The 16196-nt window shown below is 42.1% G+C and carries 11 protein-coding genes; 2 read left to right on the top strand and 9 right to left on the bottom strand.

The features are described from left to right. Positions 1 to 18 precede the first annotated feature (18 nt). Positions 19 to 2751 carry a M14 family metallopeptidase gene (locus WG989_RS09150; RefSeq protein WP_340428873.1) on the top strand — a complete coding sequence of 911 codons (2733 nt, stop codon included), beginning with the start codon at positions 19 to 21 and terminating at the stop codon, positions 2749 to 2751. A gap of 62 nt (positions 2752 to 2813) precedes the next feature. Here the strand turns inward: WG989_RS09150 and WG989_RS09145 are convergent, their stop codons facing one another. The 5 genes from WG989_RS09145 to WG989_RS09125 form a co-directional block, all read right to left on the bottom strand. Further along, on the bottom strand, positions 2814 to 4595 hold the full coding sequence (locus tag WG989_RS09145) for a vWA domain-containing protein (RefSeq protein WP_340428871.1): 1782 nt from the start codon (positions 4593 to 4595) through the stop codon (positions 2814 to 2816). A 37-nt stretch (positions 4596 to 4632) separates the two neighbouring features. After that, a complete protein-coding gene (gene hpt / locus WG989_RS09140; protein ID WP_340428869.1) occupies positions 4633 to 5181 on the bottom strand; it encodes a hypoxanthine phosphoribosyltransferase in 549 nt (182 codons plus the stop codon). Positions 5182 to 5186: 5 nt separating this feature from the next. Then, positions 5187 to 6407: a glucosaminidase domain-containing protein gene (locus WG989_RS09135; protein ID WP_340428867.1), complete on the bottom strand. Its 1221-nt coding sequence runs from the start codon at positions 6405 to 6407 to the stop codon at positions 5187 to 5189. 7 nt (positions 6408 to 6414) lie between these two features. Continuing rightward, positions 6415 to 7053 carry an O-methyltransferase gene (locus WG989_RS09130; RefSeq protein ID WP_340428865.1) on the bottom strand — a complete coding sequence of 213 codons (639 nt, stop codon included), beginning with the start codon at positions 7051 to 7053 and terminating at the stop codon, positions 6415 to 6417. Positions 7054 to 7177: 124 nt separating this feature from the next. Further along, the gene (locus WG989_RS09125) at positions 7178 to 8647 is read right to left on the bottom strand and encodes a sodium:solute symporter (protein ID WP_340428863.1); all 1470 of its coding nucleotides are present in this window, start codon (positions 8645 to 8647) and stop codon (positions 7178 to 7180) included. Between the two features lie 80 nt (positions 8648 to 8727). Here WG989_RS09125 and WG989_RS09120 point away from each other — a divergent pair, with 80 nt between their 5' ends. Next, a complete protein-coding gene (locus WG989_RS09120; RefSeq protein WP_340428862.1) occupies positions 8728 to 9270 on the top strand; it encodes an LOG family protein in 543 nt (180 codons plus the stop codon). Here the strand turns inward: WG989_RS09120 and WG989_RS09115 are convergent. From WG989_RS09115 to WG989_RS09100, 4 genes are all read right to left on the bottom strand, one after another. Further along, a complete protein-coding gene (locus WG989_RS09115; RefSeq protein WP_340428860.1) occupies positions 9254 to 9841 on the bottom strand; it encodes a hypothetical protein in 588 nt (195 codons plus the stop codon). The two genes, WG989_RS09120 and WG989_RS09115, sit on opposite strands and share 17 nt — an antisense overlap. An 11-nt stretch (positions 9842 to 9852) precedes the next feature. Further along, complete coding sequence (locus tag WG989_RS09110) at positions 9853 to 11274, bottom strand: FAD-binding oxidoreductase (RefSeq protein ID WP_340428857.1); 1422 nt, start codon at positions 11272 to 11274, stop codon at positions 9853 to 9855. Positions 11275 to 11432: 158 nt separating this feature from the next. Continuing rightward, complete coding sequence (locus WG989_RS09105; RefSeq protein ID WP_340428855.1) at positions 11433 to 12461, bottom strand: PorP/SprF family type IX secretion system membrane protein; 1029 nt, start codon at positions 12459 to 12461, stop codon at positions 11433 to 11435. 87 nt (positions 12462 to 12548) lie between these two features. Continuing rightward, positions 12549 to 16166 (bottom strand): DUF7948 domain-containing protein, encoded by a 3618-nt coding sequence (locus WG989_RS09100; RefSeq protein WP_340428853.1) that lies wholly within the window; start codon positions 16164 to 16166, stop codon positions 12549 to 12551. Positions 16167 to 16196: the final 30 nt, after the last annotated feature.

Here is a 16196-nt window from a genome sequence, read left to right as displayed (position 1 = left end):
TACATCAAAACTTTCTGCATGAGATCCGTTTTTGTTTCACTGCTGTTGCTCATCGGCACTGCCCTTTACGCACAGAATCTTCCTTCGCCAAAACAACATTTTGGTTTCAACATTGGCGACAATTATCAGTTGGCCACGTACACACAAACTGAAGCCTATTTCAAAAAGCTTGCTGCTGCATCCGACAGAGTGAAGCTGGTTGATATTGGCAAAACAGAAGAAGGGCGTACGCAATACATGGTGATCGTTTCTTCACCTGCTAACCTCAAACAACTTGAAAAATACAAGAGCATTTCACAACGGTTGGCACGTGCAGAAAATTTGACTACTGCACAAGCACATGATCTGGCAAAAGAAGGAAAAGCAATTGTGTGGGTTGATGGTGGTTTGCATGCAACTGAAACAGTTGGTGCACATCAGTTGATTGAAACCATCTGGCAGTTTGTTAGTCGCAATGATGAAGAAACGCAACGCATCCTCAATGATGCCATCATTCTGTTTGTGCATGCAAACCCTGACGGACAGGAACTTGTTTCAAACTGGTATATGCGCAATGCAGATACGTTGAAACGCTCACTCAACAATCTTCCACGTTTGTATCAGAAATATATTGGTCATGATAACAACCGTGATTTCTTCATGAACAACATGAGCGAAACAAGGAACATGAGTCGTCAACAATACATTGAGTGGATGCCGCAGATATTATACAATCACCATCAAGCCGGTCCGGCAGGTTCTGTTGTTGCAGGCCCTCCTTATCGTGATCCATTCAATTTTGCGTTTGATCCGTTATTGGTAACAGGCATCGATGGAGTTGGTGCAGCAATGATCAACCGGTTGAATGTGGAAGACAAACCAGGTTACACACAACGTGCAGGTTCTGTTTTTTCAACCTGGTGGAACGGCGGATTACGCACCACCGCATATTTTCATAACATTATTGGTTTGCTTACGGAGATCATTGGTAATCCAACTCCTGCAAGAGTTCCATTGGTAACTGCACGACTTATTCCGAATGCAGCAACACCAAACCCGGTAACGCCACAACGTTGGTTGTTCCGCCAGTCGATCGATTATTCTGTTTCATTGAACTATGCAGTACTTGATTATGCAGTACGTAACCGTGAACACTTGTTGTATAATATTTACAAGATGGGAAAGAATTCGATCGATAAAGGAAACAGAGATCATTGGTCATTATCGCCCAACAAAGTAGAAGCGATCAAAGAAGCATTCCAAAAAGATCAACGTCCATCACAAAACAACAATCAGAATTTTGTTGATACCATTCCGTTGAAATATTATGATGCCGTATTTAAAGATCCGGCCAAGCGTGATCCAAGAGGTTTTATTATTCCTGCTGATCAGCCCGATCTCAGTTCTGCAGTGAAGTTTGTGAATGCATTGATTCTTTCGGGTATTAAAGTTGAAAAAGCAACTGCAAACTTTACTGTTGCCGGTAAAGAATATCCAGCAGGTTCGTATGTGGTGAAAGCAAACCAGGCTTTTCGTCCGCATGTAATTGATATGTTTGAACCACAGGATCATCCGAATGATTTCTTATACCCCGGTGGACCTCCTGTTCGTCCGTATGATGCTGCAGGCTGGACTCCTGCCTTTACCATGGGTTTCCGTTTTGATCGCATCATGAACGGATTTGACGGACCGTTTGAAACCATTGCGTATGGCGCAGAACAAATGGCGCCGGGCAAATTTAGCAACAGTGCAAACGGTTATGTATTGAATGCTGCAGGTAATGCATCGTTTATTGCGGTGAATGATCTGTTGCAGGCTGGAGTGGAAGTAATACGTATTACCGATGCTACTGCAAGTGGTGCAGCACAAGGTTCATTCTTTATAAAAGCAAATGCAAAATCAAAATCAATTCTTGAAAAAGCAGCAAAGGAATATGGTGCGCAGGCAATTGCTGTAAACAAACAACCTGCCGGCACTGCAAAGAAAATAAAATCATTGCGTGTTGGTTTGTGGGATGTATACGGCGGCTCCATGGCTTCAGGCTGGATGCGTTGGATCTTTGAACAGCATCATTTCCCTTACACACTTATTTATGCAAAAGATATTGACGCAGGCAAACTCATTGATCAGTTTGATGTGATCGTATTTGTAAGCGAAGCAATTCCCGGCGTTAGTAGCGGTGGTCGTGGTGGTTTTGGCGGTCGTGGGCCAACAGCTGCTGAAGTACCTGCTGAATATCATAAAACATTAGGAAGAATTACACCTGATACTTCGATAGCCCAATTAAAATCATTTGTTGAAGCAGGTGGAAACATTGTTACGATTGGTAACAGTGCCAACCTTGCATATCATTTCAAACTACCGGTAAAAAATGCATTGGTTGAAATGAATAACGGTGTTGAACGTACGCTACCCGGTGAAAAATATTATATCCCCGGCAGTGTATTGCGTGTACGTGTTGATTCAACCTTACAATCAGCATGGGGAATGAACAGTGAAGCAGATGTATTTGTATCGAGCAGTCCGGTATTTAAATTATCGCCTGCTGCCATTGCAAGTGGTGAGGTAACTCCTATTGCCTGGTATGCAGCTGCCAAACCATTACGCAGCGGCTGGGCATGGGGACAGGAATATTTGCAGGATGGCATTGCTGCCTTTTCTGCAAAAGTGGGTAAAGGAAATTTATATGTATTTGGACCGGAGATCACTTTCCGATCGCAAACACACGGCACATTCAAATTCCTGTTTAATCACTTAACAGGAAGTAAATAAAAAACAAGAAGGGCAGCGATCGCTGCCCTTCTTGTTTCTATACAACTCGTCACTATGTTTTCTTAGAAAAGAATGATCTCTTCTTTCTTTTCCTTTTTCCTGAACCAACGCTTCCGTTGCTTCACCGGCTTGTATAATTCTTTTGCTGTTTTTACTAATTGTAGCATTTCGCTTTGCAGATAATCAGCAGGATCAACACATGTTTGCAGCAGATTGATCAACACATCCCAGTTATTTACTTTGATATACGAGGACTGCTTCAACATCAATCCAAACATGGCAACTCCCGCAGCAAAGCGATAAGTACTGTCAACAGCTAAAATAGAATTGTAGTTATTCGCTAACGAAAATTTTTCCGTGATACGATCTTTATTTTCAACGGGATGATAACTCAACTCTGCATCTGCCAAAACAAATGAACGCTCAACAGTTGTGTTTACCTCCACCTCAAATACAGCCGTAACAGTATGCCCGGTGCCAATCTCCCCTCCTTCCAATATACTGTTGCTGTCGGCCAATACATCTTTACGATTGTCGAAACCGATCAACCGGTATTGCTTTACATTCGATGGAAGAAAATTCATATTCAGGTACGCATCATCCACTACAACATATAACGTCTGCATTAATTCCTTCACCAATACTTTTTCTGCTTCCATTACATTGTCGAGATAGGCAAAATTTCCATTACCCTTTTTTGCCAATGCTTCCAGCTTTGAATCTTTATAGTTACCCATCCCAACACCAAGACAGGTTAAATAAATTCCTGTCTGCTGTTTTTGGGTGATGAGTTGAATCAACGCTTCTTCACTTACTTCACCCACATTAAAATCACCATCAGTTGCAAGTATCACACGGTTATTCCCGCCAACAATGAACTGGCTTTGTGCCAATCGATATGCCTGTCGCAAGGCTGATTCACCCGGTGTATCACCACCTGCACCCAATGAATCAATTACCGCCATGATCTTCTCTTTTTCATTACCTGCAGTTGGTTGCAATACAATGCCAACTGTGCCGCCGTACACCATCATCGAAACAGTATCAATGGGACGAAGATTCTCCACCATCATACGGAATGCAGTTTTTAAGAGTGGTAATCGGTTTGGCAGATCCATCGAACCACTCACATCAATGAGGAATACAAAATTGCTCGGCGGCAAAAAATCGTAGTTGATCTTTTTTGCCTGCAATTGCAAAAACAATAATTTATTTGTAGGATTCCATGGGCAATCTGTTAATTGCGATTGTACATGAAAGGATTTATCAGCAGCCGGCGCATTATATTTCTGCGGAAAATAATTCAGCATTTCTTCAATACGTACCGCATCAACCGGCACACGTGATCTCATATTTATAAACCGACGGATATTACTGTACGATGCTTTGTCAACATTCATTGCAAAACCAACTGATGGATATTCACCTGCCACATTAAAACTATTCTCTACCTGCGAAGAATAGGTTTCACCCGAAACTGTATTCAACCTGTTTCTGTCTTCCGTTTTATTCTTTGTTACAGATAATAATTTTCGTTTCGGATTACTGATAGCTGAACTGGGCTTTAGTACAACGGTGTTGTATTCATTGCTGTTAAGCACCACTACTTTTTCTTCATATCCATGCAGAAAAAAACTCACGGTATCTTTTGTAATGGCAGAAGGAATTCCGAAGCCGCCGGTAGAACCTGAATAATAAAATGAATTGGAGGAATACACATGAATTCGAACCAGCGATAAGGTAACATTGGAAGCATCTCTCACTTCACCACGAAAATAGAATTGTGCATCCGCTGTTGCAGCGCATAGAAGCAAGCATACCAAAGCAATGCACCTTAGGTTCATAGTTGTATCCTGCTTTACCGGGTTAGTAAGTGGTAAATCAGGAAGGAGATTCCGTCAACTGGTAAATTTCTTTCAGGTTACGGCCTAATCCATCGTAATCTAATCCATAACCCAATAAAAATTTATCCGGTACCGAAAAACCTAAATAATCAATCGTGATAGGGTACGCTGTAGCTTCCGGTTTGTGTAACAATGCAGCGATCTTTAGTGAAGCCGGTTGCTGATTTTGTAATTGCGGTAAAAACTCACTCATGGTTTTACCTGTATCGATAATATCTTCCAACACCACCACATGCCTGTCAACAATATCTGTATCAAGTCCAATGGCCGTGATAACTTGTCCGGTTGATTTTGTGCCTTTATACGATGCCAGTTTAATAAAACAGATCTCTGCTTCAATGCTGATGTATTTAAACAGATCGGAAGCAAACATGAACGAGCCGTTTAAAATGGCAATGAACAAAGGCTTCTTTCCCGCATAATCTTTATCGATCTGTTCTGCCAGTTGAGCAATTCGCTCCAGCACGGTTACCTCCGTCATATAAGGAACAAAATACTTATCGTGGACTTTGATGATGTCTGCCATTCGTTTTATTTATTGATGATGAGCTCTGTTCCTTCCTTTAATTCTGTACCGGCTAATTTATTCCATTGCTGAATCTGCTCTTGCGATACCGCATATTTTTTTGAAATACCGTACAATGTTTCCTTTGGTTGTACCAAATGTACAATTACAGCATTTGATGCAACAGCATTGTGTTCAACAACTGTTGATCCGTTTGCTGCACCAATTGATACCGTGTTTAACTTAGGTGCAACAGGTGCAGGCGATTGTAAATACAATTGCTCACCTGCCAGCGGTTGTTTATTGACAGGAATCTGATTCAACTTCAACAACGCTTCCAAACGAATACCTTGCGCCTGCGCAATATCATACAGCGTTTCGCCGGTTGCTACTACATGAAACGGATTGGCACCAACAAGACGTTTGCGTTGCAGAAAAATGAGTTGATCCTGTTCGAGCACTTCTGCTTCTTTGAGATCATTAAAATCAAACAACCATTTCAACTGCACGTTATATTTTTGAGCAATCGCAAGAAATGCCGTGCCCTGTTTTGCATACACCACTTTTGTTTCGTTGATCTTAAACTCACCGGATGGATAATTTACAACAGGCTTCTTGATCGTTTCTTTTACAACATCGCTTGTTTGTTGAATCTGAGCTTGTGTTATTGGTTGCTGTACCTGTGTTGTAACAGGTTGTTCTGTTTTCGCAAAAATCGGTTCCTCTGCTTTTTTCTTACCGAGAGCGATCAATGAATATTCGTTGAGATTGTATTTTTCAATGTACCTGATCAGCATTTGCGGATAAGCAGGATTGGTTGCATAACCGGCTTTCTTCAACCCATATGCCCATGCTTTGTAATCAGCCGGGTCAAGACCAAAGAGAAAATCATAATGTTTGCGTGTGCGCAAGAAATCAGAATGATCAACATATGATTGTTCAGCATTTTCATACTTCCGGAAACACTCACCCCGTGCATCGTCATCATGACTTACTGTTGGGCCTGTCCATGTTTCCTTACACTTGATACCAAAATGATTGTTTGATTTTTTTACCAGCTTACTGTTACCGCTTTCTGTTTCTACAATTCCCTGTGCCAGGGTAATCGAAGCAGGAACGCCGGTGCGGATCATTTCCTTAATGGCAATTTCTTTAAAGGTGTTGATATACTCTTCAATCGTAATGTTCTGCGCATGCAGTGCTGTTACAGACAAAAGGGTAATGAACAAATAAACCAGTCGCTTCATATGATATTTATTTTTTCCGGATGAGAAACAATCCGTCTCTCAACGTTAACATGATTTTTTCTACTTCATCATCAGCACTCACCATTTCATTAAATGCATGAATGGCCTTTGCATTTTTTCCTTTAATGGGTTCGTCCAGCACATCGCCATGAAAGAGCACATTATCGGCTAGTATCAATCCACCACTTCTTAAACGAGGTTTCACTATGCTGTAGTATTGATCGTAGCCTGTTTTATCGGCATCAATAAATACCAGATCCCATGTTTCATTCAACTGCGGAAGAATATCCAATGCATTCCCAACGTGCAATTGAATTCTATCACTCAACCCAGCCCGGATAAAATTGTTTTTTGCAATAGCTGCATCCTGTTCACGCATTTCAATGGTATGTAATATTCCATCGGCAGCCAGTCCTTTTGCAAGACAAATACTGCTGTAGCCAACCATGGTACCAATTTCTAAAATGCGTTTTGGCTGAATAAGTTTGCTGATGATTTCAAGGAACTGACCCTGGAGCTGTCCGCTCAACATGTGTGGTTGTGCGTGCGATTGTTCCGTTTCCGCAGCAATGTTTTTGAGTACGTCATCTTCCTGTGTAGAAAAGATGCTTGCATATGCTTCGGCCTTCGGATGAATCAGCTCCAAGTAAAAACGTTTCGGCAAAGATAAAACAGATGATTGGAAAATAGGCAATTAGCAACGGGCAATTGGCAAAGCTTTAATGAGCATTTCATTTGTCTATTGCCTGCTGCGTATTAGATATTGCTTATTACCTATTGGCTGTTGCCTGTTGATTCTCTTGTTTATGCGAGATCAACCACAGCCCAATAAAGGTTAAAAGTCCATTGATAATGAGTAGTTCGAGACCTACTTCAAATGAACCAAACAATTGCTTTTGAAATTTATCAATGAAGAAGCAAATGACGGGGGCGATGATACAAACGAATGGAACAAACTTATCCTTAACCGCCCGTTTGGTAATAATGCCAAATGTAAACAAGCCCAGCAAAGGACCGTATGTGTAGGCTGCTACTTTTAAAATAACGCCGATCATGCTTGGCTCATTCACCCATTTGTACACCATCACCAATACTAAAAATACAGCAGCGAATACCAGCTGCACCCTTTGACGCATTTTTTTCTTTTCTGCATCCGTTAGATCTGCTCTGCGTTGCATTCCAATGATATCGATACAAAACGATGAAGTGAGTGCTGTTATGGCACCATCGGCACTCGGAAACAACGCTGATATTAATGCAATGATAAAGATCACCGATACAATAGGCGGCATGTGATTCAACGCAATTGCAGGGAATAGTTTATCGCCAACAGCAGTAATTCCTTGCTGCTCTGCATACAATAACAATACGCCTCCAAGAAACAGGAATAACATCAACACCACCATTAATATCACACCAAGTGTAAGTACATTTTTCTGCGAATCCTTTAATGTTTTTACGGAGATATTTTTCTGCATCATTTCCTGATCCATACCGGTCATGGTAATAGTGATGAAAGCACCCGCCAATATCTGTTTTAGAAAAAATAATTTACTGCCCGGATCAGTAAAAAAGATCTTTGAATACCCTTTTTCATTCATAGCAACAAGACTGTCGCCAAAACTCAAATCCATTTGATTGAGAAGATAACCCACACAAATAACAAGTCCGGCCAGCATACAAGTTGTTTGCAATGTATCGGTCCATACAATTGTTTTTACACCACCCTCGTAGGTGTAAAGCAGGATCATAATAAGGATCACCAGTGTAGTTACCCAAAACGGGATACTTACCGATGCAGGTAATGCATCCTGCAAAATCTTTACCACCAGGTATAAGCGTGCAGTTGCACCTAAGGTTCTTGAGAGAATGAAAAACGAAGCACCTGTTTTATATGATTTGAAACCGAGCCGTCCGCTCAGGTAATTATAAATGGATGTAAGATTGAGTTTGTAATACAACGGCAGTAATACATACGCAATGGTGATGTAGCCGATGAGATAACCGATCGTGATCTGGAAATAAGCAAACGATTCTTTTGCTACTGCACCGGGTACGCTCACAAACGTAACACCGCTCAACGAAGTACCGATCATACCAAATGCCACCAGCATCCAGTTGCTGCTTCGGTTACCTATAAAAAAAGATTCGTTGTTTGAGTTTTTAGATGTGTACCAGGCTACTACAAGCAGCACTAAAAAATAGCCAAACACAAATGAGAACAGCAAGACTGGTGACATAAGGACTTGTTTAAAAATGAAGATAAAGAATTAATCGAACGGTGAACCAGTTTGCTTACTTTGCGGCATATTTTATCGTTATGCAATTTTCTTCGTTAGCTGTTTTTTGCGGTTCAAAAGCCGGCGCTGATCCCATCTTTCTGCAACACGCAAAAGAGTTGGGCCATTTGCTGGCAGAAAAGAATATTAAACTCATTTATGGAGGCGGTGGCAAAGGCATTATGGGTGCAGTGGCTGATGCAGTGATGGAGGGAAAGGGCAACGTTGTGGGAATCATTCCTGAAATACTGTTAGAATGGGAAGCACAACACAAAGCCATTACGGAATTGCATGTGGTAACGGATATGCATGTACGCAAAAAAATGATGTATGAATTATGTGATGCAGCTGTTATTCTATCCGGCGGCTATGGTACGTTGGACGAATTGTTTGAAATGCTTACCTGGAACACGTTGAAGATCCACAGCAAAAAAATATTTCTCGTAAACAGCAATGGCTTTTACGATCATTTAATTGCACATATACGACACATGTACAAAGAAGATTTTTTGTATGAAACCTTAGAGGATAGAATTGTAGTGGTTACGGAACCTTCTGCTATTTTTACTAACGTTCCCGTTTAGGCTTCAAATAAAAAAGAAAGGTGGTGCGAAAAACCGGCTGCAGGCGGTTGAACTGATCAATGTAGGGCGACTTCGGATCACGCAATACATCCACCATAATACTTGTATAGAATTGTGAGCGGCCAATCAATCGGTTTCCATACCCGCCTCCAACTAATATACTTGGTGCCGTGTAATTTGTTCTGCCCATAACAGTTCCGTTGTCTTTTACACTGAAAGCAATTCGATTGAATTCAAATTGACCTCCCAGAAAAATCATATTCACCGGCCACACTCTTACGAAAGGTCCGCCACCAATAACAAACTGTCTGTAGGTGATCGGTGCATTTATTTCGTTTTGCGTAATATAATTCACATTAACACCTACACCCACATCTACAAAACGGTTTAAACTATATCCTACTTCAGGATTTAATCCCAAAATAAACCCATTAAAAAAACCGAGGTTGATACCGGAACCGATGAATAGTTGATCCCGTTTGAATCCTTTTTCCTTTTCTTCTTCTTCGTACTGTGCAAATACAGCAACAGAACTGATGAGTAACGTAAACAGCAACAATGATTTTTTCATGATTAACAGGTTTATTGCAGATCAAATATTTTGCCCGGGTTTAAAATATTATTTGGATCAAAGGCTCGCTTAATATCACGCATCAAACGAAGGTTGGCTTCTTTCATCACGATGTTCATGTAGCTTTTTTGAATCAAACCAACACCATGTTCGCCACTGATGGTTCCGCCAAGCTGATGCACTAATTCAAACAAAGCTCGCAAACATTGGTTCATGGCTGCATCACCGTAACTATTGGGCGTTCCTTCTTTATAAATGCGGATGTGCAGATTACCATCGCCTGCATGACCATAGCACACCACATTAAAATCGTATTGCTTACCCAATGCTTTTACTCCTTTTATCAAGGCTGGCAATTCAGCTCTCGGAACCACCGTATCTTCTTCAATTGTGTAGCCAACTAACTTCACAGCCTCTGCAACACGTCGACGCAGTTTCCACAACTCCGCTTTCTGCTGTGCATCATCTGCAAAGTACAATTCGCCAATATCATATTTCGTTAAGAGTTCGCTAATTGCTTCCATGTCTTTCATCAACACATCCACATCATTCCCATCTACTTCAATAATAAGATGTGCCGCTGTATCATCTGTAACCGGTACAGCTGAACTATCCACCATTTTACTTACGATCTTCAATGCATCGATCTCCACCAACTCCAATCCACTTGGTACAAATCCTGCACGGAAAATTTCACTCACCGCTTCACCTGCCTGTTCTAAATTCCTGAACGGCACCAACATCAGCAAATCATATTTCGGCAATGGAATTAAACGCAAAACAATTTTTGTAACAATACCCAGTGTTCCTTCGCTGCCAACTATGAGATGTGTAAGATTATATCCGGTTGAATTCTTCAACACATTCGCACCTGTCCATATCACTTCTCCATTAGGCAATACAACTTCAAGGTTCAATACATAATCACGTACTACACCATACTTCACTGCTTTGGGTCCGCCACTGTTGGCTGAAATATTTCCTCCAATAAAACAACTGCCTCTGCTGCTTGGGTCGGGCGGATAAAACAATCCCACTTTCTTTACTTCTTCCATCAACACTTCTGTAATAACACCCGGCTCTGTTGTAACCTGGTGGTTACGTTCGTCTATTTTCAAAATGGAATTCAACCGTTCGGTCGAGAGTAATACGCCGCCTTTATCGGCCAATGCAGCACCTGCTAAACCGGTACCTGCCCCACGTGGTGTTACGGGAATGAGTGCATCGTTACACAATTTCATGATCCGGCTGATCTCTTCTGTTGTACGTGGCTTTACCACTACCTCTGGCGGAAAATGCAGATTCTCTGTTTCATCATGTGCATAGTTGCTGAGTGATTCTTCATCAACAAAAACAAACTGTTCACCAACAATGGCTTTCAGTTGCTGTACAATTTCCAGATCAACTTTTGCATAATTATCAACAGAGGTCATGTGCAGTATTTTGGGCGAAATTCGGAAAGGATGGGGAGGGCGCAAAATCTAATCAATCTTTACTTTAGAAGGTAGGTTCCCGCTAACTTTGGACTTTGAGTGAAATTTGAAATCAAAAAAATACTATAAGCACACGATCAATAACAACCGCTGTTGCACTAAAACCTCGGACACAAACTCTGCCTCCGCTGGCTTTTATCGCCAAAGGACTCGTTATAATATCCATTCTTGATCAGTGAAAATTCATATGCACCATTTGCTCCGTTGAAGCGGGTTAAGTTGCTCATCGTAGCATCGTATGTAAATGTAAACCGGATGTCTTTCCACTCCAGCCCGATCATTGCAATGGCAGCATCAGACCAGCGATAATACGCTCCTCCAAATACAACTACACTTCCATCGCCCATTGCATTGTAAGCCAGATTTCCACCTAACACAAATTCATTTGCTTTGGCCTGTGATGAGAAATATGCATTTGGATTTACGATCCAATCATCATTCACCTTAAAACTGCCATTGAGGAAGCCGATATACCGGCGTGGTACTTCATTAGTTCCATTTGTAAAGAATGTTTCTTTCGGTTGATTGATATGATGTACAGAAGCACCTGCATTGATGTACGTATTCTCGGTTGGAAAGTATGCATAGTTTAAGCCCACCTGCAAATCAAAATAAGAAGAACTGGGGTTGGTCAACAAGGCTTCACCATTGGGCGCACCTGCATCAAAGAATTTTCCATTCCATTGATTATCGAATGTAAACTTGGTTACATCGATCCGCTTATTCGCATAACCTGCATTAAAACCTGCACTCAGCAAACTGCTCAACCCGATCATTTGATGATACGCAACCGATGCATATACTTTATTGGAACGCAGATTACCACGGCCTGCCACATCATTCAACAACAAGGCACCAACACCTACCCAGCCATTATCGATTTTGTTGCGGAGTATCTGCACATCGCCCCACACACTGGCCGTCTTATACGGCACAGGGATCGATGTCCACTGGCTGCGGAAGTTGCCGCCGATCCTGTAATCAGCTTCCGGAATAAAACCTGTGTTCGCCGGATTGGTTGTTAACGGCGAATTCATGAATTGAGAGAAATGCAGATCCTGTGCGGCAGCAGTTTGTTGCAGCAGCAATAAGATAAAGACAGCCCCAATGATACGGTTACACTTCATAGCTCTTCGTTTAAGCGTTTAGTACAAGCTGATGGTTCTGGTTCTTTCAAACAGGATCGATCGGGTATGGTATAAATAATGTGATGATTATCGTATCAACGTAACATCACCTTTCTTTTTAAATTTCTCTCCGGTAAAATATTCTACATCCAACGTCCATGCGTAGGCATCCATTGGCTGTGGTATTCCTTTATAGGTTCCGTCCCATCCAATGCTTTGAGAACGGCTTTCAAATACCATCAATCCCTGTCTGTTAAACACACGCAAGGTCATTTTTGTTATGCCAAATCCACGTACAAAGAACAGATCATTCACACCATCGCCATTTGGTGTAAAGGCCGACGGAAGATCATTCACTACATTGATGATCGCTTCTACCGGAATACATATTGAATCAACACAACCTGCCTGGTTAGTTACTGTTTGACAAACAGTATTACTGCCCGGTGCTGTGTATTGATGAAGCGGATCACGTTGTGTTGATGTGTTACCATCACCAAAATCCCAAAGCCATGACACAACATCTTCAGACGCTGTACTGGTAAACCGTGTAGGTGTATTTTCCTGCGATGGGTTTGGATTGTAGAAGAACCCTGCGGTAGGTGGACCCACTGCCTGGAAAAACCGGGTAGTAGAATCTACAAGATTACAGCTATTGGGATTATAGATATACTGTGTAATACTGTATGGACCTGCAGTATTATAAATGAACGCCGGAACAGGATCGGTTGATGTTTGCCCATCGCTGCTAACCCATAAATAGGTAAGAGCACCCCTTGACGTATCAACAATAGGAATGGTATCGGGCACGCACACACTTCCTACACTGAAGCCTGCACGTATGTTGTCAATTACCTGGAAGTTGATGATACTGTCTGCATCGCCAAGGTTACAATAATTTGAATCGATCAAAACCAAACGAACATTGTATGAACCAATGCCAGGGAATGTATGCGATATAGGAGGCGCAAAAGCCGGAACGGTATCATTCCTTGAACCATCGCCCCAAACCCACATAAACGAACGTGGACCGAATGGTGTGGATGAAGTGAGAATATTACTGGTGTTAGTAAATTGAAATGTAAGACTGTTACAATCCTGCCGTGCAAAATTGAAATCAACATCCACCGAATCGGTTGTAACACGAATACGCATCATGGCAGAATCTTTCACGTTACAGGAGTTACTGTCGATACCAATCACTTTTACATCAAAGAAGCCAACACTGTTGTACGTATGTGCGAAGGGATTGATTGTTGTAGTATCATTCGGAGTTCCATCGCCCCATATCCAAATGTATTGTTTTGCTTCCCGAATGGTATCTGTAAACTGTACCGTTGCCGGTAAACAAAAATTCAATTGCCTTGCTCCCACTGCCCGAAGTGATACATCAATACCTGACAGATCGAAATTTATTTTTACCATACCGAGGTTACAACCGCTGCCGCCTGCCGGATTTGTATTTCCATACACACCCGCAGTAATGGGAAATGGTGCAGAGAGCGGAACATTACTTGCCACATTTTTACAGTTGGCACACATGGCCTGATAAATTGTACCGGTAGCATCAAAACGACTTGTACCTCCATCCACATGTTCCAAAGCACCGCCACCACCTAACTGGCCGAAGAAGCTTCCATATAATTGAGATGCTGCATTTTTCTGCAATACGAAAAAGTAAAAATCACTGCCATCTGTATTCCGTTGAAATGCATCGGGCGTTACAGGCATACCTGCGGTGCCGGCAGAAGGATAACCGCCACCGAAATTATTTGCACCACCACCCCAACCGGATACATAAACATTTTCGCAATTATCAACCAAGAATGCAACAGGCGAAATATTTGGATTAAGTGCACCATTTGTGCCAAACGTTGTAGAGTAAACATAACCACTGAGATCGGCTCGCAACTTCGCAATAAACTGTCTTGAATTGGCAACTGAATAAGCTGCATTTATTACAGGCCAGTTACCCGTTGTTGTTCCCATTACATAGGGGAAACCCATCGCATCGAACTGCACACCATACACCATATCAATGTTTCCTGTTCCAAGGTATGAGGAACGAACCATTGACACCGAAGCTCCATTATCCCGCACATGTGCAATGTAACCGTCTGCAAGTCCACCGCTAAATGTTGGTTGCAATACACCTGCTCCGGTTCCCGGAAAATCTGCGCTGGCAGTACCACCACCCACATAGATATTGGAAGGGCTTGTTGGATTTATAGCTAACACAAACCCGGCATCGTTCGCCGCACCACCCATATATGTACTCCAGATCAAAGCGGTTGCATTAGCGTTAAATTTGAGTAAGACCGCATCCTGCAAACCACCACCAGAACTAGCCTGAAATCCACCTACTGTTGGAAAATTTGTTGATTGAGTAGACGATGCCACTAAAATATTCCCTGCTCCATCGAGTATTACTTCGCTTCTTCCATCATCACCATAAAAACGTTGTAATGAGTTGGCACCTCCTCTTGTATCTGTAATATTAACACCGTCATTTCCTGCGCCGCCAATACGTGATGAACCAATTATGGCTGTACCGGTTGCGTTGATCTTTGTTACAAAAATATCATACCCTCCACCGGCACTACCGGCGGGAACTAATGAACCTGGAAAAGAGGAACCTGAATTTGTACGACCAGCGATCACCAGATTTCCTGCACCATCCGCTACCAGACTATGCGGCTGATCTAAACCATTACCGCCAAGGTAAGTGGCGTAGATCCGGTTTCTTCCATCGGGTGATAATTTGATGATGGCGATATCGGGAGGCACGCCTCCTGTTCCACTACCGCCACCACCTGTGCTTTGAATGGCACCGGCAGTTACAGGAAAACCTGTTGGCTGTGCAATACCTCCACCAAAAAAACTACCATCGGCTCCGTATGTTGCTGTAAAGCCCCAGTTATCGGCAGTACTTCTGCTGAACGAAGAAAACACCAACGAAGGATCGATGACCAACGTGGTGGACTTGTTATATGCTTTTACATCAAAGCTTACGGTATTACCCGTGATCTTATATTTATTTCCAACAGTTTCACGCTTACCGTTTACAAATTGATAGGTATAAGGCCTTAACTCACGGGCTTCCCCAACCGAAGTTGATACCACCAGTTCGTTATCACGGATGCTTAATTTTTCTGCCCCTTCGTAGCGCATTTGAATTTTCGATATATCTGCGCCGGGATAAACTACCAGATCGTATTTCAACTGATCGTCCTGGACGTAATAACGTACATCCACATTTGGATATACATTCTTATAAGTGATCGCCTGGTACAGGCGAACATCACTTGCCCATTTTGAAGGATCGTTTCCAATGAAATAATTCTCTACTCCCGGTATGGGTTTTTCCACAATTGGTTTTGAGTTGAAGTTGCCACCGAGGAATTTTACACGAAACGCATGTGCCCGCATTTTTTCGGGTAGCGCAACTCTTGAATTACGTCGTACAGTTGAATCAAAGCCATGACCATGATTAAATTCTGCAAGCCGCATATAGTCTTCGGGATGATTCATGAGAATGGTGTAACCATCCTTTGTAAGAAAAAAAGCACTGTTGCCCGATTCTGTTTTAAAATGTACCTGCTGATCCCATTGGCCTTTATTCTCTGCAAAAGAGAGCTGACCAAAACCAATCAGTGGAAAAGCTATCAGCAATGCTGGTACGAGGAAGATTCGGAGTACTTTCATGTGATTTTTTTCTGTGCTACGGGACTTTGA

The organism is Lacibacter sp. H407, from assembly GCF_037892605.1.
Taxonomy (GTDB): domain Bacteria; phylum Bacteroidota; class Bacteroidia; order Chitinophagales; family Chitinophagaceae; genus Lacibacter.
The sequence above is the reverse complement of the archived record's forward strand: the minus strand, read 5'-3'. Positions and strand labels throughout refer to the sequence as shown.

What these genes read in the sequence shown, in the direction of transcription:
- WG989_RS09150 (WP_340428873.1), top strand. Translation starts at nt 19, where the DNA reads ATGAGATCCGTTTTTGTTTCACTGCTGTTGCTCATCGGCACTGCCCTT.
- WG989_RS09145 (WP_340428871.1), bottom strand. Translation starts at nt 4,595, where the DNA reads ATGAACCTAAGGTGCATTGCTTTGGTATGCTTGCTTCTATGCGCTGCA.
- hpt (WP_340428869.1), bottom strand. Translation starts at nt 5,181, where the DNA reads ATGGCAGACATCATCAAAGTCCACGATAAGTATTTTGTTCCTTATATG.
- WG989_RS09135 (WP_340428867.1), bottom strand. Translation starts at nt 6,407, where the DNA reads ATGAAGCGACTGGTTTATTTGTTCATTACCCTTTTGTCTGTAACAGCA.
- WG989_RS09125 (WP_340428863.1), bottom strand. Translation starts at nt 8,647, where the DNA reads ATGTCACCAGTCTTGCTGTTCTCATTTGTGTTTGGCTATTTTTTAGTG.
- WG989_RS09120 (WP_340428862.1), top strand. Translation starts at nt 8,728, where the DNA reads ATGCAATTTTCTTCGTTAGCTGTTTTTTGCGGTTCAAAAGCCGGCGCT.
- WG989_RS09115 (WP_340428860.1), bottom strand. Translation starts at nt 9,841, where the DNA reads ATGAAAAAATCATTGTTGCTGTTTACGTTACTCATCAGTTCTGTTGCT.
- WG989_RS09110 (WP_340428857.1), bottom strand. Translation starts at nt 11,274, where the DNA reads ATGACCTCTGTTGATAATTATGCAAAAGTTGATCTGGAAATTGTACAG.
- WG989_RS09105 (WP_340428855.1), bottom strand. Translation starts at nt 12,461, where the DNA reads ATGAAGTGTAACCGTATCATTGGGGCTGTCTTTATCTTATTGCTGCTG.
- WG989_RS09100 (WP_340428853.1), bottom strand. Translation starts at nt 16,166, where the DNA reads ATGAAAGTACTCCGAATCTTCCTCGTACCAGCATTGCTGATAGCTTTT.